This window comes from Mycobacterium bohemicum DSM 44277 (assembly GCF_001053185.1).
GTDB lineage: Bacteria > Actinomycetota > Actinomycetes > Mycobacteriales > Mycobacteriaceae > Mycobacterium > Mycobacterium bohemicum.
Window position 1 is genome coordinate 416577 of the sequence record NZ_CSTD01000003.1, and the last position, 23743, is coordinate 440319.

The window sequence follows — 23743 nt, forward strand, 5'->3', positions numbered from 1 at the left end:
ACCATGGACTCCATGAGGCAAAGGATTTTGGTCGTCGACGACGACGCTTCGCTGGCCGAGATGCTCACCATCGTGTTGCGTGGGGAGGGTTTCGACACCGCGGTCATCGGTGACGGCACCCAGGCCCTGACCGCGGTGCGCGAATTGCGCCCCGACTTGGTACTGCTGGATCTGATGCTGCCGGGCATGAACGGCATCGACGTCTGCCGGGTGTTGCGCGCCGACTCCGGCGTCCCGATCGTCATGCTGACGGCCAAGACCGACACCGTCGACGTCGTGCTGGGCCTGGAATCCGGCGCCGACGACTACATCATGAAGCCGTTCAAGCCCAAGGAGCTGGTGGCGCGGGTGCGGGCGCGGCTGCGGCGCAACGACGACGAGCCGGCCGAGATGCTGTCGATCGCCGACGTCGAGATCGACGTGCCGGCGCACAAGGTCACCCGCAACGGCGAGCAGATCTCGCTGACGCCGCTGGAGTTCGACCTGCTGGTCGCGTTGGCGCGCAAACCGCGGCAGGTGTTTACTCGTGATGTGCTGCTCGAACAGGTGTGGGGCTACCGGCACCCGGCGGACACCCGCCTGGTGAACGTGCACGTCCAGCGCCTGCGGGCCAAGGTCGAAAAGGACCCGGAGAACCCCACCGTGGTGTTGACCGTTCGAGGAGTGGGATACAAGGCCGGACCTCCGTGATCCGGGCGGGCGACGATCCGGAACGGAGTAATGCGAAGGAGCGCCGCCATTGATCTGGGGGCCGCGGCAACGCACCCGTAGCCGCTGGGGCCGTTCGGGCCCCATGACCCGCGGCATGGGTGCGGTCAGTCGGGTCGTGGGCACCGCCTGGCGCCGATCGCTGCAGCTGCGCGTGGTGGCGCTGACCCTCGGGCTGTCGCTGGCGGTAATCCTGGCGCTGGGGTTCGTGCTGACCAGCCAGGTCACCAACCGCGTGCTCGACGTCAAGGTCAAGGCCGGCATCGAACAGATCGAGCGCGCGCGCACCACCGTCGGCGGCATCGTCAACGGCGAGGAGACGCGGTCGCTGGACTCGAGCCTGCAGCTGGCCCGCAACACGCTGACCTCCAAGACCGACCCGGCCTCGGGCGCCGGCCTGGCCGGCGCGTTCGACGCGGTGCTGCTGCGCGGGCGCCCGCCGGGCACCGAGGTCGTCCTCGTCGACGACGTCGTCACCACCGGGGCCACGGCCCGCGAGTCGGTGCGGGTGCTGCGCGCGGCCGGGGTGCGCGTCGTCGCGGTGCTGGCGATCGCCGCCGCCTGAGTCGGGCGTGTGAAGAACTCGCAACACCTCCCCGAAATCAGTGGCATCCGCGGGCGAACACGAGCTAACGTCGAGAACAACATGCAATGACAGGACTGTCGCAGGTTGAGCTCCCACCGATCGGAAGGGGTGAGTATTCGACACCTCGCACCGGCGGGCAGCCTGAGGCGGTCACGGCTCTACAACCGCTCTAACCCCGTCGGCGCGCTTCTTGAAAAGCCCGGCACGCACGAGGCGTGCGACATGGAAAAGAGAGCGAGTTGTCCCGTATGTCAAGGCTATCCGTGGATTTCGACCCAACGCTGGACCAACCGCCCGCAGAAACCAACGGGCAATCCGAACCGACGCTGACCGCCGAAGTCGTGTTCAAGGGCCGCAACGTGGAGATCCCCGATCACTACCGTGTCTACGTCTCGCAGAAACTCGCCCGCCTCGAGCGATTCGACCGCTCCATCTACCTTTTCGACGTCGAGCTCAAGCACGCGCCCAACCGGCGTCAGCGCAAATCGTGTCAGCGCGTGGAGATCACCGCCCGCGGCCGCGGCCCCGTGAGCCGGGCGGAGGCCTGCGCCGACAGCTTCTACGCGGCCTTCGAGTCGGCGGTGCACAAGCTGGAGAGCCGGCTGCGCCGCGTCAAGGATCGCCGCAAGGTGCACTACGGCGACAAGACCCCGGTGTCGCTGGCAGCCGCGACCGCGGTCGTGCCGCCCCCGGAGGCGCAACCGGAGGCGCAGCCCGAGCCGTCAGCGCCCGAGCGTGACGGCGCCGCGGCGGATCACGAGCCCGGGCGGATCGTGCGCACCAAGGAGCACCCGGCCACCCCGATGACCGTCGACGACGCCCTCTACGAGATGGAACTGGTCGGACACGACTTCTTCCTGTTCCACGACAAGCAGACCGAGCGGCCGTGCGTGGTCTACCGGCGGCACGCCTACGACTACGGTTTGATCCGCCTGGCCTGATCGGGCTCCGCCGAGGTACGACGGCCATTCGCGGGTTGTCACCTACCATGGGAGTCGCTTGATAGATCGAGACTCCCACCAACAGGGGACCATCCCAAAAAGGGGACAACACCGTGCTGTCGAAGTTGCTGCGCCTGGGCGAAGGCCGCATGCTCAAGCGTCTGCGGCGGGTGGCTGACTACGTCAACACCTTGTCCGACGAGGTCGAGAAGCTGACCGACGCCGAGTTGCGGGCCAAGACCGACGAGTTTAAGAAGCGGCACGCCGACGGTGAGAGCCTCGACGACCTGCTGCCCGAGGCGTTCGCCGTGGCGCGGGAGGCCGCCTGGCGGGTGCTCGACCAGCGCCCCTTCGACGTCCAGGTGATGGGTGCGGCGGCGCTGCACTTCGGCAACGTCGCCGAGATGAAGACCGGTGAGGGCAAGACCCTGACCTCGGTGCTGCCGGCCTACCTCAACGGCATCGGCGGCAAGGGCGTGCACGTCGTCACGGTCAACGACTACCTGGCCAAACGCGACAGCGAGTGGATGGGCCGCGTGCACCGCTTCCTCGGCCTCGACGTCGGGGTGATCCTCGCGCAGATGACGCCCGACGAGCGCCGGGTGGCCTACAACGCCGACATCACCTACGGCACCAACAACGAGTTCGGCTTCGACTACCTGCGCGACAACATGGCGCACTCGCTCGAGGAGCTGGTGCAGCGCGGGCACAACTTCGCCATCGTCGACGAGGTCGACTCCATCCTGATCGACGAGGCCCGCACCCCGCTGATCATCTCCGGCCCGGCCGACGGCGCCTCCAGTTGGTACACCGAGTTCGCGCGGCTGGCGCCGCTGATGGAGAAGGACATCCACTACGAGGTGGACCTGCGCAAGCGCACCGTCGGCGTGCACGAGAAGGGCGTGGAGTTCGTCGAGGACCAGCTCGGCATCGACAACCTCTACGAGGCCGCCAACTCGCCGCTGGTCAGCTACCTCAACAACGCGCTGAAGGCCAAGGAGCTGTTCACCCGCGACAAGGACTACATCGTCCGCGACGGCGATGTGCTCATCGTCGACGAGTTCACCGGCCGCGTGCTGTACGGCCGCCGCTACAACGAGGGCATGCACCAGGCCATCGAGGCCAAGGAGCACGTGGAGATCAAGGCCGAGAACCAGACGCTAGCCACCATCACGCTGCAGAACTACTTCCGGCTCTACGACAAGCTCTCCGGGATGACGGGCACCGCCCAGACCGAGGCGGCCGAGCTGCACGAGATCTACAAGCTCGGCGTGGTGCCCATCCCGACCAACAAGCCGATGATCCGCACCGACTGCTCCGACCTCATCTACAAGACCGAGGAAGCCAAGTACATCGCGGTGGTCGACGACGTCGCCGAGCGCTACGAGAAGGGCCAGCCGGTCCTGATCGGCACCACCAGCGTGGAGCGCTCGGAGTACCTGTCGCGGCAATTCACCAAGCGCCGCCTGCCGCACAACGTGCTCAACGCCAAGTACCACGAGCAAGAGGCCGGCATCGTCGCGGTGGCGGGCCGCCGGGGCGGCATCACCGTCGCGACCAACATGGCCGGCCGCGGCACCGACATCGTGCTGGGCGGCAACGTCGACTTCCTCACCGACCTGCGGCTGCGCGAGCGCGGCCTCGACCCGGTGGAGACGCCCGAGGAGTACGAGGCGGCCTGGCACTCCGAGCTGCCCAAGGTCAAGGAGGAGGCCGGCAAGGAGGCCGCCGAGGTGATCGAGGCCGGCGGCCTGTACGTGCTGGGCACCGAGCGGCACGAGTCGCGGCGCATCGACAACCAGCTGCGCGGCCGCTCCGGCCGCCAGGGTGACCCGGGGGAGTCGCGCTTCTACCTGTCGCTGGGCGACGAGCTGATGCGGCGCTTCAACGGCGCCGCCCTGGAGGCGATGCTCAACCGGCTCAACCTGCCCGACGACGTGCCGATCGAGGCCAAGATGGTCACCCGGGCGATCAAGAGCGCCCAGACCCAGGTGGAGCAGCAGAACTTCGAGGTCAGAAAGAACGTCCTGAAGTACGACGAGGTGATGAACCAGCAGCGCAAGGTGATCTACGCCGAGCGCCGCCGGATCCTCGAGGGCGAGAACCTCAAAGAGCAGGCGATGGACATGGTGCGCGACGTGATCACCGCCTACGTCGACGGCGCGACGGCCGACGGCTACGCCGAGGACTGGGACCTCGACGCGTTGTGGACCGCGCTCAAGACCCTCTACCCGGTCGGCATCAGCCACGAGACGCTGACCCGCCTCGACGGCGACTCCGAGCGCGACGACCTGACCCGCGAGGAGCTGCTCGACGAGCTGCTCAAGGACGCCGAACGCGCGTATGGGGTCCGGGAGGCCGAGCTCGAGGAGCTCGCGGGCGAGGGCGCCATGCGGCAGCTGGAGCGCAACGTGCTGCTCAACGTCATCGACCGCAAGTGGCGTGAGCACCTCTACGAGATGGACTACCTCAAGGAGGGCATCGGCCTGCGGGCGATGGCGCAGCGCGACCCGCTGGTGGAGTACCAGCGCGAGGGCTACGACATGTTCATGGCGATGCTCGACGCCATGAAGGAGGAGTCCGTCGGCTTCCTGTTCAACGTCTCGGTGGAGGCGGTACCCGCCCCGCAGGTCGCCCCGATGCAGACGCCGGAAGGCCTCGCCGAGCTCGGAACGGCGGCGCCGGAGGACGCCGCACCCCAAGCGCCGGCCGAGGCCCGCGAGGAACCGCGAAGTGTGGTGCACGCCAAGGGGATCGACAACGAGGCGCCCGCCCTGACGTACTCGGGCCCGTCCGAGGACGGGTCGGCGCAGGTACAGCGCAACGGCGGTGACGCCGAGAAGGCGACCGCCGGCGTGGCCGGGGGTGCGAGCCGCCGCGAGCGCCCCGAGGAAACGGCGGCGGTTGAGTTCCGGGGAACCGCCGACGCGCCGGCGATTGCGGACGGCCGGCTTGCGGTGTGACTCCGGCGTGCGCGCCCCCGCGCCCGAGGCGCGGGAATAGCCGAACTCCGTCGTCACAGCAGCGAACCGTACCATCGCCGGCGCCGATATGCCGGGCGCGTTACAGGAGGGTCAGCTGTGAATTCTGCATCGATCCGGCAACGATTCCGCGGGTCAATGCGGCGTCCCGTCGCCGGGTCGCGGTAACGGGACGGGCTCGACACCCGGGGTGCCCAGCGTCCCGGCCAGCCACGGCAGCGCCGCCTCGAAAGCCCGGGCCGCGAACGGCCAGTCGTGCCTGCCCTCCTGGCTGACCACCGCGCAGGGGATGCCGTTGGCCATCGCCGCGGCGCACAGGGCGTGGGCCGCGGCGTCCTGACCCTCGGGGTTGGCCGCCGGATCGGCGTCCTGGCCACCGCTGGGATTTGCCTCCGCCGAGACGTCGCGGGTGCCCGGCGAGCCGGGGACGTCGAACCAGCCCGACAGTCCCGTGTAGCGGCCGTGGCGGGACATCACCGTGATCGGGTCGAAATCCGACCAGGCGGCGGTGTCGCCGCCGAACAACTTGGCGACGGTCAGATCCTTGCTGCCGATGTTCGGGCTGCGGTCGCCGGCGATGTCGACGAAGGCGCTGAACAGCTCGGGATGCATCACCGCCAGGTCAACGGCGCAGGTGCCGCCCATCGACCATCCGGCGACGCCCCAGTTCGCGCGGTCGGGGCTGACACCGAAGTTGGACACCATGAACGGCACCACGTCCTTGGTCAGGTGGTCCGCGGCGTTACCGCGGCTGCCGTTGACGCACTCGGTGTCGTTGTCGAACGAGCCGGTGGGGTCGACGAACACCAGCACCGGCGCGAAGCCGTGATGCGCGGCGGCGAAGTTGTCGATCGCGGTGAAGGCGCCGCCGGGGCCCAGCCAGTCGGAGGGGGTGTTGAAGGCGGAGCTGATCATCATCACCGTCGGCAGCCGCGGGGGCGGGTTGCTGTTGAACCAGGCCGGCGGCAGGTAAACGAGCTCTTCGCGGTGCGGGAAGTGCGACGCGTCGCCGCCGGTGTTCACCGGCACCACCACGCCCTTGCTCGGCCTGGTGCCGGCGACCTGCATCTCGGTGACCCGCAGCCGGTCGATCTCGTTGGGTAAGGGCACCGATGTCAGCTGGTTCCACGCGGCGAGGACCGTCGGAAAGTAGCCGACCCACACGTTCAGGGCGAGGGCGGCGCACAGCGCGCACAGCGGAACCGACAGGGCCGCCAGGCCGCGCCTCCACCAGCGCGTGCCCGGCCAGCCCAGCAGCAGCACGGCGGCGGCCAGCCCGGTCATGGCGATCCAGAGCCACAGCGAGGTCGGTGCCGGGTCCCCGGCCACCCCGAGCGACGCGAGGTACCAGTACGACAGGGCTGTCAGCGCCGCCGCGGCGATCAGCGCCCCGGGCAGGACCCACCTGCGCCAGCGTCGCCTGCGCCATTGGATCGCGGCGATCACCGCGACCAGGGCCACCGCCTGCAGCATGGGCGGCAGCCAGCCGTGCAGCAAGGACAGCTGCCCGAAAAAGTGTTGCAACGGTCGATCGCTCCGCGAGGTTCATCCCGCCGGCCGTGGCCCGGCGAGGCTAGTCAGACCCCACTATCCCATACCGGGGCGAGCCCCAGGCTCCGCCGAGGGCGCGGGTTACGGCTCCCGGATGACCGTGGCGAGCGATCGTAGGCGCAGGCTGTTGCCGACGACGAAGACGCTGGACAACGCCATTGCGGCGCCCGCCAGCATCGGGTTGAGCAGGCCCAGGGCGGCCAACGGGATGGCGGCGATGTTGTAGCCGAAGGCCCAGAACAAATTCGTCTTGATGGTCCGCAGCGTTCGGCGCGAGAGCCGGATCGCGTCGGCCGCCGCGCGCAGGTCCCCGCCCACCAGGGTGAGGTCGGCGGCCTCGATGGCCGCGTCCGTCCCGGTGCCCATGGCCAGTCCCAGATCCGCGGCGGCCAGCACGGCGGCGTCATTCACGCCGTCACCGACCATCGCGACGACGTTGCCCGCGGCCTGCAGGCGCCGGACCGCGGCGACCTTGTCGGCGGGCGAGGTGTCGGCGATGACGTGGGTGATGCCGACCTGCTCGGCGATCAGGTTCGCGGCGGCCCTGTTGTCGCCGGTGAGCAGCACCACCGTCAGGCCCAGGAGATCGAACAGCCGCACGGCTTCCGCGCTCGTGGGTTTGACGGTGTCGGCGACGACCAGTACCCCGCGGGCCCGCCCGTCCCAGGCGACGGCGACCGCGGTCTTGCCCGCGAGGCCGCCCGCCGCCAGGGCCGCGGAGCCAAGCCGCCGAAATCGGTCAAGAGGCGCTAGCCTTTCGCCGGACGTGACGCCGGCTTCGCCTTCGCCGGGCCCGGCGAGAGGGGCCGTCGACCCCGAGCCAAGAGTATGAGTTTGGCCGGAACCCCTTGACTGCGCGGGCATCTCGTGGTGGCTTGCCGGTAGGTTTCGGGTATGGATGTCAAGGAGGTGTTGCTCCCGGGGGTCGGTCTGCGTTATGAGTTCACCGACCACCGGGGCGACCGAATCGGCATCGTCGCGCGCCGCGGCGGCGACTTCGACGTCGTGGTCTACGCCGTTGAGGATCCCGACGAGGCCAGGCCGCTGCTGCATCTCAACGACGAAGAGGCCGAGGCCGTGGCCCAGATCCTGGGCGCGCCGCGGATCGCCGAGCGGTTCACCGAGTTGGCCCGGCAGGTGCCGGGCCTGCAGACCCGCCAGGTCCGCGTCGTGGCCGGCAGCCCGTTCGTCGACCGCCCACTGGGGGACACCCGGGCCCGCACCCGCACGGGAGCGTCGATCGTCGCGATCGTGCGCAACGAGGACGTGCTGGCCTCACCCGGCCCGGCCGAAATCCTGCGCGCCCGAGACACATTGATCGTGATCGGCACCGAAGACGGCATCACCGGTGTCGAGCGGATCATCGAAAAGGGCTGAGCGAATGCAGATTTCGGGGACGCTACTGCTGCAACTGGGCGCCCTCCTGACAGGCCTGGCCATCCTGGGCGCGCTCGCGCGCCGAGTCGCGTTGTCCCCGATCCCGGTGTACCTGCTCGCCGGTCTCTGCCTCGGCAAGGGTGGGATCCTGCCGGTGGCGGCCGCCGGTGACTTCGTCACCACCGGCGCGCCCATCGGCGTCGTGCTGCTGCTGTTGACGCTGGGATGCCAGTTCTCCGCGACCGAGTTCGCCAGCAGCCTGCGTCATCACCTGCCGTCCGCGGGCGTCGACATCGTCCTCAACGCGCTCCCCGGCGCGATCGCGGGCTGGCTGCTCGGGCTCGACGGCGTCGCGATCCTGTGTTTGGCCGGCGTCACCTACATCTCCTCGTCGGGAGTCATCGCGCGGCTGCTCGAGGACCTCAACCGGCTGGGCAACCGGGAGACGCCCGCGGTCCTGTCGGTGCTCGTCCTCGAGGACTTCGCGATGGCGGCCTACCTGCCGTTGTTCGCGGTGCTGGCGTCCGGCGGCGGGTGGCTGCGCGCGGTCGCCGGCATGGCCGCGGCGGTCGGTGCGCTGCTGGCGGCGTTCGCCGCCTCCTACCGCTGGGGCCACCACGTCGGCAGGCTGGTCGAGCATCCCGATTCCGAGCAGCTGCTGCTCCGGATTCTCGGGATCACCCTGATCGTGGCGGCCGTGGCCGAAAGCCTGCACGCGTCGGCGGCCGTGGGCGCGTTCCTGGTGGGCCTGACGCTGACGGGCGACACCGCGGAGCGGGCGCGCAAGGTGCTGGGTCCGCTGCGTGACCTGTTCGCCGCCATCTTCTTCCTGGCCATCGGCTTCTCGGTGGACCCGCACGAGCTGGTCCCGATGCTGCCGGCGGCGCTGGCGCTGGCCGCGGTCACCGCGGGAACGAAGGTCCTCACCGGGATGTTCGCCGCCCGGCGCGACGGCGTGGCGCGGCGCGGGCAGCTGCGCGCCGGCATGGAACTGGTCGCCCGCGGTGAGTTCTCCCTGATCATCATCGGCCTGGCCGGCGCATCCCTCCCGGCGGTGGCGGCCCTGGCGACGGCGTACGTCTTCGTCATGGCGACCCTCGGCCCGGTGCTGGCCCGCGCAACCGGCGGACGGTTGCGGGCGGCGACCGCGGCCGGTTAGCCGCTGACTAGCCGATATGCAGGGCCACCACCAGCCACCGGCCGGTGGGCGCCCGCTCCACCCTGCAGGCGATGGCGTGCATCCGGTCCCCGCGGCTGTAGCAGCCGAACACTTCCGCCGCCGTGTCGCGGTGACCGGCCGGCTGCAGCCGCATCCGGCGCAGCACCGCGGCGCCCTGCCGGCCGGTCGCCCCGTGGCCCAGCGCGAACACGGAATCGACCAGGCTCGGCGCCAGCAGGGGCCGCAATTGGGCGGCGGGGCGACGGCGGTCGATCACTTCCAGCACCCGGCGCAACGCTGCGTCGGCGAAGAGAGCCGCCTGGCGCATCGGGGCGGACACGGCCTCGGCGACCGGCGGCGACGACGGCGCCGGGCCGGGCTGCCGGAGGTGGGGCCGGTGCGGCGCGTGGGTGGTGCGGCGCCGCGACGGCCGGCACGGGACCGGGTTGCGGTGTGCCGCGACGTTGCGCGGCGGAGGCTCATAGTCGACGACGGGCTGGACGGCGAAAGCGTGGGGGCCGGCCGGGCGATCACTGGTCAACGCGCACTCTCCAACTGGGGGTCCGACGGGGAGCCTGCTGGAGAGGGGCAGACGGAATTTTCCGGGTCAGTCAGGGGTCATCATGACACAAGTCGCGCGCACGCGTACCCGCGCCGAACCGCACCCCGCCGGGGGGATTAGCGTGGGCCACACCTGTGGGTAGACGTCACGAAACGACAAGGAGCGCAGCGCCGTAATGGTGACCCGGTTGTCCCCCTCGGACGCGTCCGCCTATGGGCTGGAGAACACGGCAACCCCGATGTACGTCGGGTCGCTGTCCATCCTGCAGCGGCCGCGCGCCGGGCTGAGCTACGAGTCGCTGCTGGCCACCGTCGAGAAGCGCCTGCCCCAGACGCCGCGCTACCGGCAGAAGGTCCGCGAGGTCGGCATCGGCACGGCCCGGCCCGTCTGGATCGACGACAACGACTTCGACATCACCTACCACGTCCGCCGCTCGGCGCTGCCCTCGCCGGGCAGCGACGAGCAGCTGCACGAGCTCGTCGCCCGGCTGGCCGCGCGACCCCTGGACAAGTCGCGTCCGCTCTGGGAGATGTATCTGGTCGAAGGGCTGGAGAAGAACCGGGTCGCGCTCTACACCAAGTCGCATCAGGCGCTGATCAACGGCATGAGCGCGCTGGAGATCAACCACGTCATCGCCGACCGCACCAGGCGGCCGCCTCCGTTCCCCGAAGACATCTGGGTGCCCGAGCGCGACCCGGGCAACACCCGGTTGGTGCTGTGGGCGATCGGCGACTGGCTGGGCCGGCCGGGCGCGCAGCTGCAGGCGGTCGGGTCCGCGGTCGCCGAGCTGGCCACGAACTACGGCGAACTCGTCGGCGCCGGCCGCCGCGTCCTCGACTACGCGCGCAACATCGCCCGCGGCACCGCGCCCAGCAGCCCGCTGAACGCACGGGTGTCGCGGCACCGGCGGTTCACGGTCGCGCGCGGCAGCCTGGAGGACTACCGCACCGTGCGGGCGCGCTACGACTGCGACGTCAACGACGTGGTGCTCGCGGTGATCGCCGGGGCGCTGGGCAACTGGCTGATGTCGCGCGGGGTGGCGGTGTCGGCGACCGCGACGATCCGGGCGATGGCGCCGCTGTCGGTCTACGCCGACGACCAACTCGACGCGACGGGCCCGGGCCAGAGGATGAGCCAGGTGATGCCGTTCCTGGTCGACCTGCCGGTGGGGGAGCCCAACGCCGTGGTCCGGCTGTCGCAGATCGCGCACGCGACCGAGTCCAACCCCACGGCCGGCAGCCTCGTCGACGCCAGGACGATCGTCACGCTGTCGGGGTTCGCGCCTCCGACCTTGCACGCCATGGGCATCCGGGTCGCCACCAGCTTCCCCAGCTTCTCCAAGCGGACGTTCAACCTGTTGATCACCAACGCGCCGGGGGCGCAATCGCAGATGTACATCGCCGGCGCCAAGCTGCTGGAGACCTACGCGGTGCCACCGCTGCTGCACGACCAGGCGCTGGCCATCAGCGTCACGTCCTACAACGGGATGCTGTATTTCGGGATCAACGCCGACCGCGAGGCCATGAGCGACGTCGACCTTCTTCCGGCGCTGTTGAGCCAATCGCTCGAGGAACTGCTGGAAGCGTCCCGGTAGTCTCTATCATTCGGTGATGAGCACCGCGACAAACGACGGCGCGCCGGTGAGGGCGAAGAAACCGAAATCGACCGCCAAAGCCGCCCGCAAGATCTCCGACGCCGTCTATGAGTCCGAATTGTTCCGTCTGCAAACGGAATTCGTGAAGCTACAGGAATGGGTGCGACATTCCGGGGCGCGCGTCGTGGTGATTTTCGAGGGTCGTGACGCCGCCGGCAAGGGTGGTGCGATCAAGCGGATCACCGAGTACCTGAGCCCGCGGGTCGTCCAGGTCGCCGCGCTGCCGGTGCCGACCGAACGCGAGCGCGGGCAGTGGTACTACCAGCGCTACATCGCCCACCTGCCCGCCAAGGGCGAGATCGTGCTCTTCGACCGCTCCTGGTACAACCGCGCCGGCATCGAGAAGGTCATGGGATTCTGCACGCCCCAGGAGTACGTGCTGTTCCTGCGGCAGACGCCGATCTTCGAGCAGATGTTGATCGACGACGGGATCATGCTGCGCAAGTATTGGTTCTCCGTCTCCGAGGGCGAGCAGCTGCGCCGGTTCCGGGCCCGCATGAACGACCCTGTGCGGCAATGGAAACTGAGCACCACCGACCTCGAGTCGGTGTATCGGTGGGAGGACTATTCGCGCGCCAAGGACGAGATGATGGTGCACACCGACACCCCGGTCAGCCCGTGGTACGTGGTGGAATCCGACATCAAGAAGCACGCGCGGCTGAACATGATGGCGCACCTGCTGTCCACGATCCCCTACCAGCCGGTCAAACAGCCCGAGGTGAAGCTCCCGCGGCACCCCCTCGTGTCCGAGAACTACCACCGTCCGCCGCGCGAGCTGTCGACCTACGTCGACGACTACGCCGCCACCCTGATCGGGCGTTGAGCGCCTCGATGCAGGTCTTCATCCCCGCCACCCTGGCGATGCTGCAGCAGCTGGTGACCGATGGCTCGCTGCGGCCCGTCAACGGCACCGCGTTCGCCGTGACGCCCACGTTGCGCGAGGCCTACGCCGAGGGCGACGACGACGAGCTGGCAGAGGTGGCGCTGCGCGAGGCGGCCCTGGCGTCGCTGCGATTGCTGGCGGGCGCCGCGGAGGCCCAAGCGGGGGCCCACCCCGGGGTCACCGCGGACCTTCCGCCCCGGCGGGTGGTGCTGGCCGCGGAGGCGCGGGAGGTCACCTATCGGCCCGACCTGGACGACGCCGTCGTGCGGCTCGCCGCCGCGGTGGCGATGGAGGACGTCATCGCCGCCTATGTGGACAACGCCGCCGCCGAGCCGGCGGTGCGCAAGGCGATCGAGGTCATCGACGTCGCGGACCTGGGGGACGAGGACGCGGAGCTGGCGGTCGGTGACGCGCTGGACCACGACCTGGCCTGGTATGCGAACCAGGAACTGCCGTTCCTGCTGGAGCTGCTGTAGCGCCGGTGTGATGAGTTCGATCTCGCATTCCCGGATACGCTGTCGTAAGTTACGGTACCGTAGGTTGATGACGGGCGTCAGCGCCCCGATGGCAGCGGAAGCTGACGCCTCAGACGAGCAGGAGCTTCCTATGGGCAAGAAGTCCACAGTGCTGGTCGCGAAAGTAGTCGATACGGCCCGTCCGGCAGTCGTAGGCGGAGACAGGCGCCCCGTGTGGCACGCGCTGCGCACGATCGCCTCGCGGATCACCACGCCGCTGTTGCCCGACGACTATCTGCACCTGGCCAACCCGCTGTGGTCCGCGCGGGAACTGCGGGGCCGCATCCTGTCGGTGCACCGGGAGACCGAGGACTCGGCAACCCTGGTGATCAAGCCCGGCTGGGGCTTCGACTTCGACTACCGGCCCGGCCAGTACATCGGGATCGGGCTGCTGGTCGACGGGCGGTGGCGCTGGCGGTCGTATTCGCTGACATCGAGCCCCACGGACACCGGATCCTCATCGGCCCGCACCGTGACCATCACGGTCAAGGCCATGCCCGAAGGCTTCCTTTCGACGCACCTGGTCGCCGGCGTCGAGCCGGGGACCATCGTGCGCTTGGCCGCACCCCGGGGCAACTTCGTGCTGCCCGATCCGGCGCCGGCCTCGATCCTGTTCCTGACCGCCGGATCGGGCATCACGCCGGTGATGTCGATGCTGCGAACGCTGGTGCGCCGCAACCAGATCGGCGACATCGTGCACGTTCATTCGGTGCCCACGGGAGCCGACGCCATGTTCCGTGCCGAGCTGGACGCGCTGGCCGCGGACCGGCCGGGGTACCGACTGCTGCTGCGCGAGACCCGCACCCGGGGCCGGCTCGACCTCGAGTCGCTGGACCACGAGGTGCCGGACTGGCGCGAGCGCCACACCTGGGCCTGCGGGCCGGAGGGGATGCTCGCCCAGGCCGAGCGGGTGTGGACGTCGGCCGGCATCGGTGATCGATTGCACCTGGAGCGGTTCGCGGTGGCGAAGGCCGCCCCCGCCGGGGCGGGCGGGACGGTGACGTTCGTGCGCAGCGGTCGGACCGTGGCCGCCGACGCCGCGACGTCGCTGATGGACGCCGGCGAGGGCGCGGGCGTGCTGATGCCGTTCGGCTGCCGGATGGGCATCTGCCAGTCGTGCGTGGTGGGCCTCGTCGACGGACACGTCCGCGACCTGCGGACCGGGCGGGAGCACGAACCGGGGTCGCGGATCCAGACCTGCATATCGGCGGCGTCGGGCGATTGCGCAATAGACATTTAGAGGCTACTCACAGGTAACCTACGGATACGTAGGTTACGATAGCGTAAGTCCGGGAGATTTCCGGATGCACGCACCGATCGTAGGGAGAAGAACACGATGGCGATTAGCGACGTCGACGTATTCGCCCATTTGACGGAGGCGGATATCGAAAGCCTGGCCGTGGAGCTCGACGCCATCCGCCAGGACGTCGAAGACTCACTCGGCGCCCGCGACGCGCGCTACATCCGCCGCACCATCGCCGCCCAGCGCGGGCTGGAGGTGGCCGCCCGGCTGATGCTGGCCGCCGGTTCGCGCCGCTCCGCCTGGTGGGCCGGGACCCTGACGCTGGGCGTGGCCAAGATCATCGAGAACATGGAGATCGGCCACAACGTCATGCACGGCCAGTGGGACTGGATGAACGACCCGGAGATCCACTCCACCTCGTGGGAGTGGGACATGAGCGGGTCGTCCAAGCACTGGCGATACACGCACAACTTCGTGCACCACAAGTACACCAACATCCTCGGCATGGACGACGACGTCGGCTACGGCCTGCTGCGCGTCACCCGCGACCAGCGCTGGAAGCGCTTCAACCTGCTCAACCTCGTCTACAACACCCTGCTCGCGCTCCTTTTCGAGTGGGGCGTGGGGCTGCAGCACGTGGAGATCGGCAAGATCGTCAAGAAGCGGATGGACGAGGACGACGCCCGCCAGCGTGTCGACGAGTTCCTGGCCAAGGCCGGCCGGCAGGTGGTCAAGGACTACGTGGCCTACCCGGCGGTGACCGCGCTGTCGCCCGGCGCGACCTACAGGTCCACGCTCAAGGCCAACGCGCTGGCCAACGTGATCCGCAACGTGTGGGCGAACGCCGTGATCTTCTGCGGGCATTTCCCCGACGGCGCAGAGAAATTCACCAAGACCGACATGATCGGCGAGACGAAGGGTCAGTGGTACCTGCGCCAGATGCTGGGCAGCGCCAACTTCGAGGCCGGGCCCGCGCTGCGGTTCATGAGCGGCAACCTTTGCCACCAGATCGAGCACCACCTGTACCCCGACCTGCCCAGCAGCCGGCTGCACGAGATCTCGTTCCGCGTCCGCGAGCTGTGCGACAAGTACGACTTGCCTTACACCACAGGCTCTTTCCTGGTCCAATATGGCAAGACCTGGCGCACGCTGGCCAAGCTGTCGCTGCCCAACTCCTACCTGCGCGACGACGCCGACGACGCGCCCGAGACCCGCAGCGAGCGGATGTTCGCCGCGCTGGAGCCAGGCTTCGCCGGCACCGACCCGGCGACCGGACGCCGGCGCGGGCTCAAGACCGCCATCGCCACCGTGCGGGGCTGGCGGCAAGACCGGCGCGACAGGCGCCAGGCGGAGGCCGGTCGCAACGGCGGCCTCGCCGCCTAGCAGCTAAGACGCCGGCTGGTACATTCGCGCGGCGTCTCCTGAAGGGACACCGAGTTCGCCGGCGACAGCATCGACCGCTTGCTGCGCTAGCCCGATGTCCACCTTGCGGCCCGCAATGAAATACGGCCCGACATAGCGTTCGTAGTATTGCTGCGCTTCATCACGCGTCAGCCGGTCGAGGAACCAGTTGACGTAGCTCACGGCCCGATCCGGTTTTTCGGCGAGGAGCTGCAACGCTCGCTGATTCGCCTGAACCACTCCCTGCACGGCGGGGCTGTCCAGCGGGATGTGGCCGGGGTCCACCGCGACGCCCACGGTGGGAATCCGGAAGTGGTCCCCGACCCAGGCCAGGACGTGGAATCCCTCTTCCGCGGCGACCTGTTCGGGCGACAGGGTGCTGCCTACGTAGGCGGCGTCGATCGAGCCGTCGCGAAGGCGCCGCAGGTCCATCTGGTAGTCGCCCGGATGGCGCACCACGCATTTCAGGTCGCGGTCGGGGTCCAGGCCGTGCTTGCGCAACACGATTCTCGCGAAGGTACCCGGCGGATTGTCGGGGGCGTGGACTGCCAGGCGCCGCCCGCGCAGATCCGCCATGGACGTCACCTCGGAGTTGCCGAGGAACCAGAACAGCGGGCGATCGGTGTTAACGCTGACCGCCGTCCAACCGATCCCGTCGGTCAGCCGCGACAGCAGGGTCCGGCCCAATCCGATGACGGCGCCGCGGCGCAACCGCTCCGGCTTCCAGCCGATCCCGTCGCGAACGGCGACGTGGACACCTTCGTCTTCGTAGTAGCCCTCTTGGTCGGCGACATGGGCGACCAGCTCCTCATGAAGGCCGCGACCGACATAGGCCAGATCGATCGTCTCCACAGCCACAGCCCCTTTCAGTCCATGGCAAGGCCGCCGTTGATCTCCACACAATGGCCGGTGATGAAACCGGAATCCTCACTCGCCAAGAACGCCACCGTCTTGGCGATCTCGTCGGGACGGACGTTGCGCCCCATGGGATTGGATGCGCCGATTCGACGCAACTCCTCGGCCTTCAACAGCGCGCTCGCCGCCGTATCAGCCACCGTCGCGGGCGAAACGAGATTAGCGGTGATTCCGTGCGGCGCCAGCTCGAGAGCGACGTACCGGACGAACTGGTCGAGCGCCGCCTTGGCGGTACCGACCGTAATCATGCCTTGCCGGGGCCGGCGGGACAACACCGTGGTGAGAAAGACCAACCGGCCATAATTCCGGGAAAGCATGCCCGGCACAACGGCTTTGGTGACCATGTAGGCGGCATGCAGCTCCCGGTCCAGCTTTCCCCCGAGCTGCTCCCAGCTCAGATCGGCAAACGAAGTTACATCGTAGGGAATTAACGCGTTATGCACGAGTACGTCGACCCGGCCCCATCGCTGTTCGGTGTGCTCGAACAGCGCCCTGACATCGTCGGGCGAGGTGACGTCGGCCCGAATCGCCACGGCTTCACCACCGGCCGCCCTGGCGGCGCCGACCACCTCATCTGCCTGCCCGGCGCTGGAATGGTAATTGACGACGACCCGAAATCCACGCTCCGCGAGGACCAATGCGGTTGCCGCACCGATTCCCCGGCTGGCGCCGGTGACCACCGCGACACGATCCATCGGCGTAGCCTCCGTCCATGTTTACTGTCCGGACAACCCGCGGACATGTGACGGTTTCCTGGCGGCCGGCAACCTCCCGACGTGCTGTCACGACGGCGTAGGCTGGCCACGCCGAACGATACTCCGGCCGCGCAACAGGGTAAAGCGCGTCGATCGGGAAGGATTGCAGCCATGGGAGACGACGACGTGCGGGTCGCCCTGCGGCGCCACTGGGTGGCCTCCGACGCCAACGACTTTGCGACGGAGCACGAAATTTACCGGGCCGATGCGGTTCTCGAATATCCGCAATCGCGCGAGCGGATCCGAGGCCGGGCCAACATCCAGGCGTCGCGTGCCGCCCAGCCGAACGAGAAACGGTTCACGGTGCGACGCATGCTGGGCGGGGGTGACCTGTGGGTCAGCGAACTCGTCCTGACCTATGACGTGCAACCGTTCTACACGGTCAGCATCATGGAGTTCGAGGACGGCGAAGTGGTCCGTGAGACACAGTACTTCGGCGATCCGTTCGAGCCGGGGGCATCGCGGGCGCAGTGGACCGAGCGAATGGAGTGAGGGATCGCCGTCAGGGGTGGGCGACCAGATAGGTTTCGTTGTCCAGCCCGGCGGTGAGTTCGTCGACGTCGAAGGGTCGGTCGAGTCGTGCCCGCAATTCCGCCATGTCGACGAGCAGGCTGATCTCCACGGTCTGCCGGGCGAAAAGCCGTCCGATGAGTGGATAGATCCGGCGCATGGCCGCCCGCTCCGCGGATGTGCAGCGCGACGCGCAGTAGCCGACGTGGCCGATCTCGTCGGTGAGGATGTCGCTGTAGAGCAGTTCGATTCGTCCGGCGACCGCGGGTTCGTCGGCGAACAGCTTGCTGCCGACGCGGCGCAGTTCGTCAAACATGATGCAGCCGGCCATCTCCGCGGCGCCGACGAACGCGAAGCTGACCCGGTCGGGGAGGAACACGGCCGTCTTGACGAACTGCCGCATGACGAACGGCGGGGGCACGACTTGGAACGTCAGATCGAAGATGTCCAGCGCGTAGGCCAGCAGCCGGGTGTGGTAGTGCTCCTCGAGTTCGAGGTAGACATTCTCCGGCGGCAAATTCTCGTCGCTGTTGCGCCCGTAGGTTTCTCCGAGGCCGACACCGAAGCGTTCGGCCTGGTTCAGTTTGGCGGTCGCCAGCAGGAAGAGCATCTTGGGGTCCAGCCCCGGTTCGGGTCGACGGCGTCGCAGGTTGCGAAGGAATGTCGCCCGGTCGGCGGGATGGGCCGACCGGACGGGGTTGGCTTCGAGGTCGTTGAAGAACCGCTCCCGATTCGCCAACCGCCGATTGAGCAGGTCGGCTTCGCCGTCACGCTTGGCGAGGAACTCCCGGTAGCCTTCGATTCCGTTGCCATTCATCGTTTCTCCATTCCCTTGACGGTCGTTGTGACGTAACGCCTCAGCAGCGCGGCGTCGTGCGCTCCGATGGCCAACAGGGCGAACAGCCCGGTCAGGAAGAAGGTCGCGAGTTCCTCGGCGTCCTGGCGTAAGGAGACGTGCCCGGCCTTTTGCGCCCGACGGATGACCGCCACGAGAAACTCTGCGAGCGGATGCGCCGTCACATCGTCTTCGACCGGTCGCGCGGGCGAGAAATGCAGTCCGAGCATGGCCCGGAAGACGACCTCGCCCAGCCGGCGTTCCGCATTGAGGACGTGCTGCACGAGTCGCGCCAGCACCGACTCCAGATTGCCCTTGGCCGTGCCGATTTCACCGACGATCCGCTGTTCCTCGTTGCGCTCGAGTTCGATGAGGACGTGTTCTTTGGTCGGGAAGTGGAAGTAGAACGTCCCCCTCACCACGCCGGCCGCAGCGGCGATGGCACTGACATCGGCGTCGGCGAATCCACGTCGGGATATCTCGGCCAGCGCCGCGTCGAACAAGCGGGCCCGGGTTTCCAGCCGCCGAGCCTCCCGGACACCGGCCGCCGGCGATGGGGCGGCTGACGTTGCGTTGGGTGCCCCCATGACGGGAATCATATGCACGTTCGCTGACGGCCGTCAATGACGGTCGTCAGCGAAGCTGCGCGGCGGCGAACCTGCTCGACGGGCCGTTCGGCATCGATTGCTGTACGTTCAGGGGCCGCCGCCGGTCACCTTTTCCGCCAGGGCTGCCAACTTGGCGTCGAGTTCTTCTGCGGCGCTGAGCAATTCGGGGTTGAACCCGATCACCATCAGCGACGACGGCTTGACGTAGGTCAGGCTGCTGCCGGCGCCCTCGTCGAGGAGCAGCAGTTCGACCGGCGCGAACAGCCCGGCGGTCACGTCGTGGCGCAGCATCGTGATCGCGATCAGCGGGTTGCCGAGGATGACGCGCATCGCCTTGCGCTCGATGCCGGCCTTGGTGATCCAGGCGCCGTGGTCGAGCAGCGCGAACAACGCGAATCCGCTTGGCCCGATGTAGGTTTCGACCCGCTCCTGGTAGGACCGCCAGTCGCCGCCAGAACCCGCGATGTCGTTGATCGGGACCGGCTTGTCGCCGATGTCGGCCAGCAGGGCGGCCAGCAGCGCGTCGTAGCCCTTGGCGCTGTCGTAGCGGACGCGCACCCCGTCGAACCTTGCCTCGGAGGCCGCCACGGCCTAGCCCAACCGCTCGATGATGGTGGCGTTGGCCATGCCGCCGCTCTCGCACATCGTCTGCAGGCCGTAGCGCCCGCCGCGCTGGTGCAGGGCGTTGACCAGTGTGCGCATGATCCGGGCCCCGCTGGCGCCCAGCGGGTGACCGATCGCGATGGCACCACCGTTGACGTTGGTCTTGGCCAGGTCGGCGCCGGTGTCCTGCGCCCAGGCGAGCGCGAGGGTGGTGCGGAAGAGTACGTCCATAAGCAACTAGATACCGAACCAATGCGTAAGCGCGCCGAACAGTTCGCCCAATTCCTCGGGGCCGGGTCTGGCGTGCGACGACGCCCAAGCCACGTAACCATCGGGACGCACCAACACAGCGGTGGCGGCGATCTCGCCGACGGGTTGTCCGGCGGCGAGGTTGAGCTGGTCTGCAATATCGGTCACTGCCGCTGTGACGGCGCCGCTCTCGGTGAGATCGACGAGTACTGGCCGCCCATCGCGGGCTAGCTCCGCAATACGTTGGGTTGTGCTGGTGCCCGCAACAGCGAAGTCGGGCACCCAGCGTCCAACGAGCGGATGTGTACTGGCGCCAAAAGTGCCCATCGTGTAACGGTTGTCCGCGCCCGAGAGCAAGTCGCCGATCCGGCTGACGTTATTGCAGTCGGCGAGCATTTCGGAGAAGAGTTCGCGTTGCGCCGTGACTTCAAGTCCCGGTCGAAACAGAGCCAACTGGACCCGGCTTTGCATGATAAGCCGCTCGGCGGCGGCCCGACGCTCGGTCTCGTAAGTGGCGAGCAATGCGGGCTGCACGCGCCCACTGACAACCGCCGCCATCTTCCAGCCGAGGTTGACCCCGTCTTGCAAGCTCAAGTTTAGACCCGGTCCGCCAATGGGCGAGTGGACGTGAGCGGCGTCGCCGACCAGCATCACCCTGCCGACCTGGTACCGGGAAGCGATCCTCGAGTTGATGCCGAAGAACCGACGCAGATCAAGTGGTGTGTCAGGCGATGTCCGCCGTAGCGGCACGCCGGAGCCGAGCACACGCTCGGCGCTGGCCTCCAGCTCGGCCAGGCTCATGGGTGGCTCATCAGCTCTTTCTTCGCTGCGCTGTTCGCGGGCCGCGATGTCCAGTTCGTAGGTCATCACCGCCACGCGGTTTCCCATCGCACCGCATGCGAACACACCTCGGTCGGTTCGGTAATACCGCTGGGGTGGAAGGTGATTGGATTCTGGTGAGTCGCTGACCGGTTCAAGCCATTTGTCGGGCGGCAGCAGGTCGAAGCCGATCCGGACAACCAAGTCGTAAGACGACATTCCGGAAAACTCGATGCCGGCGAGGTGGCGTGTTTTGCTGTGGCCGCCGTCGGCGCCGACCAAGTACTTGGCCGTCATGTCGTAGGCGCCGTCCGGCCCGGTGACATGCACCGTGACGCGGTCTTCGTCTTGGTCGAAACCGGTCAAAGCGTGACCCCAACGAATGTCCACGCCGTATTCGTCGGCCCGTTCGGTAAGCACTTGAACAAGCCCGTGCTGTTGAATCGGGACGACGAAAAGTTGGGAGTCCGGCATTGCGGCGAGGTCCAAGGGAAAACCCGCGAACATCGCGCGCTTTGCTGGCCGGGGCGGTTCCGCTGACCCGGTGAGTGCACCGTAGAGACCTCGGTGATCAAGGATTCGAGCCGCTTGGCCCACGATGCGGTTGGCCCGCGCGCTGGGATTGGGGCCGGGTGTCGGGTCCAACATCACCGGCCGGACCCCGGCCAATCCCAGTTCGCAGGCCAGCATCAATCCATCCGGACCAGCCCCGGCGATGACGACATCAGTCACTTGGCCCGCCCAACTTCCAGCTAGCTTCCCTGATCACCGCAGCGCGACGAAGTCTTCGAACACCCAAGCGCCTGACACGCTATTAACCCGACGGTTGCTGCCAAGTCGGAACGATACGTATGCAATAGGTCTCGGTAAAGGGCGCGCAAGGGAACGCGCCGACTTTACCCGTGCGTAGCGAGGCGGGGGCCTTTCTATCGCCGACTCGGAAGTCCTGCTCAGCTCTCCAAGTCCGACGCCGTTGGCTCTCCATCTGCCGTGTATGGCTTGACCATCAGCGGATGCCACTCGCTTGCGCGTACCTCGGCCAGCAAAGGACCCCACCCGGCCCCAGACTTGCTCTGCGGCACCATCTTTACCGTCACAGTGTTGGTGTGTGCGCTGCCCACTTTTCCTTTCGCGCCGAGAGAAACGACCGATAAGTTGATCCCAGCCCCCGCGCCACCTTCGCGTGTCAGCTCGACTGCAAACTCCAAGGTCACCTCATCGACCCTGAACTGCAACTCCTGACCCTCGCCGCGCACTTGGGCATTCTCGAGTTCGGCGCGTACCTGCCCGATCGCTTCCGCTAGCCCTATGGGCCCTTGATCACCCACATCGACACCTCCTGACAAATCGACAACAGTCCCGAACCATCGTCCTCTCCCGCACTTTCTAAAGCGAGGGCGTCTTAGGGGGGGTCGGCCCAGGGCGATTTCGTCGCACCCGTGAGCATCGAGCAGTCTGCGCTGGTGATCAACTGATGTGCGAGTTGACGAGGTATTTCATTCAATCCCCGGCGCGGCTCGCAGCAGTCCAGCAAGCGTTTGCCAGCCGTCAGCAGGGCGGCGGACAAGCTCCGAAAAGGCTAGAGCCCGCGCGACGAATCGCGAGGTGCTCTCCCGTCGTGTGTAACCGTCTATCTAGCCAAGCCGCTCGATGATGGTGGCGTTAGCCATGCCGCCGCCCTCGCACATCGTCTGCAAACCGTAGCGACCTCCGCGCTGTTCGAGCGCATTAACCAGCGTCGTCATGATGCGGGCACCGCTGGCACCGAGCGGGTGGCCGATGGCGATGGCACCACCGTTGACGTTGGTCCGAGATAGGATGCCGGTCTGCTCCCCATCTACGTCCTGTGCCCAGGCCAGGACGACGGGCGCGAACGCCTCGTTCACCTCGAACAGGTCGATGTCGGCCACGGTCAGCCCGGCGCGGCGCAGCACCTTCTCGGTGGCGGGGATGACCCCGGTCAGCATGTAGAGCGGGTCGGATCCCACCACGGTGGTGGTGTGGATGCGGGCCAGCGGGCGCAGGCCCAGCTTGCGCGCGACCTCGCTGCTGGTGATCATGACCGCGGCGCTGCCGTCGGACAGCGGGGACGAGTTGCCCGCCGTGATCGACCAATTGATCTGGGGGAAGCGCTCATTCATCGCGTCGCTGTAGAAGGCGGGCCGCAATCCGGCCAGCGTGTCGACCGTGGTGCCGGGCCGGATGAATTCGTCGGTGGACAACCCGGCGATCGGGATGAGCTCATCGTCGAACAGCCCGTCCTTGGTGGCGCGCGCGGCCTTCTCGTGGCTGGCCGCCGAGAACTCGTCGAGCTGGGTGCGGGAAAAGCCCCACTTCGCCGCGATCAACTCGGCGCTGATGCCCTGCGGCACCAGGCCGTCGGGGTACCGGCGCGTCATGTCGTGGCCGAAGGGGTTGCTGCCGGGCAGCACGGAGGTGCCCATCGGGACGCGGCCCATCGACTCCACGCCGCCGGCGATCACCAGGTCGTAGGCGCCGGCGAGCACACCCTGGGCCGCGAAACTGATGGCCTGCTGGCTGCTGCCGCACTGACGGTCGATCGTGACGCCGGGAACCGACTCGGGAAACCCGGCGCCCAGCAGGGCGTTGCGCGCGATGTTGACCGCCTGGTCACCGACCTGGGCGACGGCGCCGGCGATCACGTCGTCGACCTGCGCCGGGTCGACGCCGGTGCGGGCCACCACTTCGCGCAGGCTGTGCGCCAACAGGTCGGCGGGCAGCACGTCGTGCAGCGCGCCGGTGGGCTTGCCCTTGCCGATGGGGGTGCGGACCGCACCAACGATGACGGCGTCGCGAGACATGGCTCCTCCTTGAGTCCGTTGCCTGAGTATTTGAGGCTATACCCAGGTAAACATCTAGGTACACTA

General features: G+C 68.0%; 21 protein-coding genes and 3 pseudogenes. 12 read left to right on the plus strand and 12 right to left on the minus strand.

The genetic code is table 11. The annotated features are described in order from the left end of the window. The first annotated feature begins 3 nt into the window (after window positions 1-3). The 4 genes and pseudogenes from mtrA to secA all read left to right on the plus strand — a co-directional run bounded on the left by mtrA (window position 4) and on the right by secA (window position 5238). Window positions 4-690: a two-component system response regulator MtrA gene (gene mtrA, locus BN971_RS16520; protein ID WP_007168097.1), complete on the plus strand. Its 687-nt coding sequence runs from the start codon at window positions 4-6 to the stop codon at window positions 688-690. Between the two features lie 49 nt (window positions 691-739). Next, window positions 740-1273, plus strand: coding sequence for a phosphoribosyltransferase family protein (locus BN971_RS25905; RefSeq protein ID WP_170322178.1), 534 nt, complete (start codon window positions 740-742; stop codon window positions 1271-1273). Window positions 1274-1542: 269 nt separating this feature from the next. Further along, complete coding sequence (hpf, locus tag BN971_RS16530) at window positions 1543-2235, plus strand: ribosome hibernation-promoting factor, HPF/YfiA family (RefSeq protein ID WP_085182054.1); 693 nt, start codon at window positions 1543-1545, stop codon at window positions 2233-2235. Window positions 2236-2348: 113 nt separating this feature from the next. Further along, a pseudogene (secA, locus tag BN971_RS16535) lies at window positions 2349-5238 on the plus strand (preprotein translocase subunit SecA). A 113-nt stretch (window positions 5239-5351) separates the two neighbouring features. Here the strand turns inward: secA and BN971_RS16540 are convergent. Both BN971_RS16540 and BN971_RS16545 read right to left on the minus strand, forming a co-directional pair. Further along, window positions 5352-6740 (minus strand): alpha/beta hydrolase, encoded by a 1389-nt coding sequence (locus BN971_RS16540; protein ID WP_085179670.1) that lies wholly within the window; start codon window positions 6738-6740, stop codon window positions 5352-5354. Between the two features lie 108 nt (window positions 6741-6848). Further along, window positions 6849-7457: pseudogene (locus BN971_RS16545) on the minus strand (HAD-IC family P-type ATPase); the annotation flags it as partial. A 204-nt stretch (window positions 7458-7661) separates the two neighbouring features. Between BN971_RS16545 and BN971_RS16550 the strand changes: the two are divergent. Next, window positions 7662-8144, plus strand: a complete 483-nt coding sequence (locus BN971_RS16550) for a cation:proton antiporter regulatory subunit (RefSeq protein ID WP_085182052.1) — start codon at window positions 7662-7664, stop codon at window positions 8142-8144. A 4-nt stretch (window positions 8145-8148) separates the two neighbouring features. Continuing rightward, the gene (locus BN971_RS16555; protein WP_085182051.1) at window positions 8149-9303 is read left to right on the plus strand and encodes a cation:proton antiporter; all 1155 of its coding nucleotides are present in this window, start codon (window positions 8149-8151) and stop codon (window positions 9301-9303) included. A 7-nt stretch (window positions 9304-9310) separates the two neighbouring features. Here BN971_RS16555 and BN971_RS16560 read toward each other — a convergent pair whose 3' ends face one another. Further along, complete coding sequence (locus BN971_RS16560) at window positions 9311-9844, minus strand: Rv3235 family protein (RefSeq protein ID WP_085182050.1); 534 nt, start codon at window positions 9842-9844, stop codon at window positions 9311-9313. 196 nt (window positions 9845-10040) lie between these two features. Here BN971_RS16560 and BN971_RS25350 point away from each other — a divergent pair, with 196 nt between their 5' ends. The 5 genes from BN971_RS25350 to BN971_RS16585 all read left to right on the plus strand — a co-directional run bounded on the left by BN971_RS25350 (window position 10041) and on the right by BN971_RS16585 (window position 15543). Next, complete coding sequence (locus BN971_RS25350) at window positions 10041-11459, plus strand: WS/DGAT/MGAT family O-acyltransferase (RefSeq protein WP_085182049.1); 1419 nt, start codon at window positions 10041-10043, stop codon at window positions 11457-11459. 16 nt (window positions 11460-11475) lie between these two features. After that, a complete protein-coding gene (gene ppk2 / locus BN971_RS16570) occupies window positions 11476-12342 on the plus strand; it encodes a polyphosphate kinase 2 (protein ID WP_085182048.1) in 867 nt (288 codons plus the stop codon). A gap of 8 nt (window positions 12343-12350) precedes the next feature. Beyond that, window positions 12351-12878: a DUF6912 family protein gene (locus tag BN971_RS16575; protein ID WP_085182152.1), complete on the plus strand. Its 528-nt coding sequence runs from the start codon at window positions 12351-12353 to the stop codon at window positions 12876-12878. 130 nt (window positions 12879-13008) lie between these two features. Beyond that, window positions 13009-14157 (plus strand): ferredoxin reductase, encoded by a 1149-nt coding sequence (locus BN971_RS16580; protein WP_085182047.1) that lies wholly within the window; start codon window positions 13009-13011, stop codon window positions 14155-14157. Between the two features lie 96 nt (window positions 14158-14253). Continuing rightward, window positions 14254-15543: a fatty acid desaturase family protein gene (locus BN971_RS16585; RefSeq protein ID WP_085182046.1), complete on the plus strand. Its 1290-nt coding sequence runs from the start codon at window positions 14254-14256 to the stop codon at window positions 15541-15543. A 3-nt stretch (window positions 15544-15546) separates the two neighbouring features. Here the strand turns inward: BN971_RS16585 and BN971_RS16590 are convergent, their stop codons facing one another. Further along, window positions 15547-16413, minus strand: coding sequence for an ABC transporter substrate-binding protein (locus BN971_RS16590; RefSeq protein ID WP_085182045.1), 867 nt, complete (start codon window positions 16411-16413; stop codon window positions 15547-15549). A 14-nt stretch (window positions 16414-16427) separates the two neighbouring features. Further along, window positions 16428-17171: an SDR family NAD(P)-dependent oxidoreductase gene (locus tag BN971_RS16595; protein ID WP_085182044.1), complete on the minus strand. Its 744-nt coding sequence runs from the start codon at window positions 17169-17171 to the stop codon at window positions 16428-16430. Window positions 17172-17342: 171 nt separating this feature from the next. Between BN971_RS16595 and BN971_RS16600 the strand changes: the two genes are divergently transcribed. After that, window positions 17343-17723 (plus strand): nuclear transport factor 2 family protein, encoded by a 381-nt coding sequence (locus BN971_RS16600; RefSeq protein ID WP_085182043.1) that lies wholly within the window; start codon window positions 17343-17345, stop codon window positions 17721-17723. Window positions 17724-17733: 10 nt separating this feature from the next. Here BN971_RS16600 and BN971_RS16605 read toward each other — a convergent pair whose 3' ends face one another. The 7 genes and pseudogenes from BN971_RS16605 to BN971_RS16635 form a co-directional block, all read right to left on the minus strand. Continuing rightward, entirely contained in the window at window positions 17734-18558 is an 825-nt protein-coding gene (locus tag BN971_RS16605; RefSeq protein ID WP_085182042.1) for a hypothetical protein, read from the minus strand. Further along, the gene (locus BN971_RS16610; protein WP_085182151.1) at window positions 18555-19163 is read right to left on the minus strand and encodes a TetR/AcrR family transcriptional regulator; all 609 of its coding nucleotides are present in this window, start codon (window positions 19161-19163) and stop codon (window positions 18555-18557) included. Before BN971_RS16610 ends, BN971_RS16605 begins: the two co-directional genes overlap by 4 nt. A 108-nt stretch (window positions 19164-19271) precedes the next feature. Beyond that, window positions 19272-19772 carry a DUF302 domain-containing protein gene (locus BN971_RS16615; RefSeq protein WP_085182041.1) on the minus strand — a complete coding sequence of 167 codons (501 nt, stop codon included), beginning with the start codon at window positions 19770-19772 and terminating at the stop codon, window positions 19272-19274. A gap of 3 nt (window positions 19773-19775) precedes the next feature. Then, window positions 19776-19994, minus strand: a pseudogene (locus BN971_RS16620) (steroid 3-ketoacyl-CoA thiolase); the annotation flags it as partial. Window positions 19995-20024: 30 nt separating this feature from the next. Next, on the minus strand, window positions 20025-21587 hold the full coding sequence (locus BN971_RS16625) for an FAD-dependent monooxygenase (protein WP_085182040.1): 1563 nt from the start codon (window positions 21585-21587) through the stop codon (window positions 20025-20027). 218 nt (window positions 21588-21805) lie between these two features. Then, a complete protein-coding gene (locus tag BN971_RS16630) occupies window positions 21806-22183 on the minus strand; it encodes a trypco2 family protein (protein WP_085182039.1) in 378 nt (125 codons plus the stop codon). Window positions 22184-22489: 306 nt separating this feature from the next. Further along, complete coding sequence (locus tag BN971_RS16635) at window positions 22490-23677, minus strand: thiolase family protein (protein ID WP_085182038.1); 1188 nt, start codon at window positions 23675-23677, stop codon at window positions 22490-22492. Window positions 23678-23743: the final 66 nt, after the last annotated feature.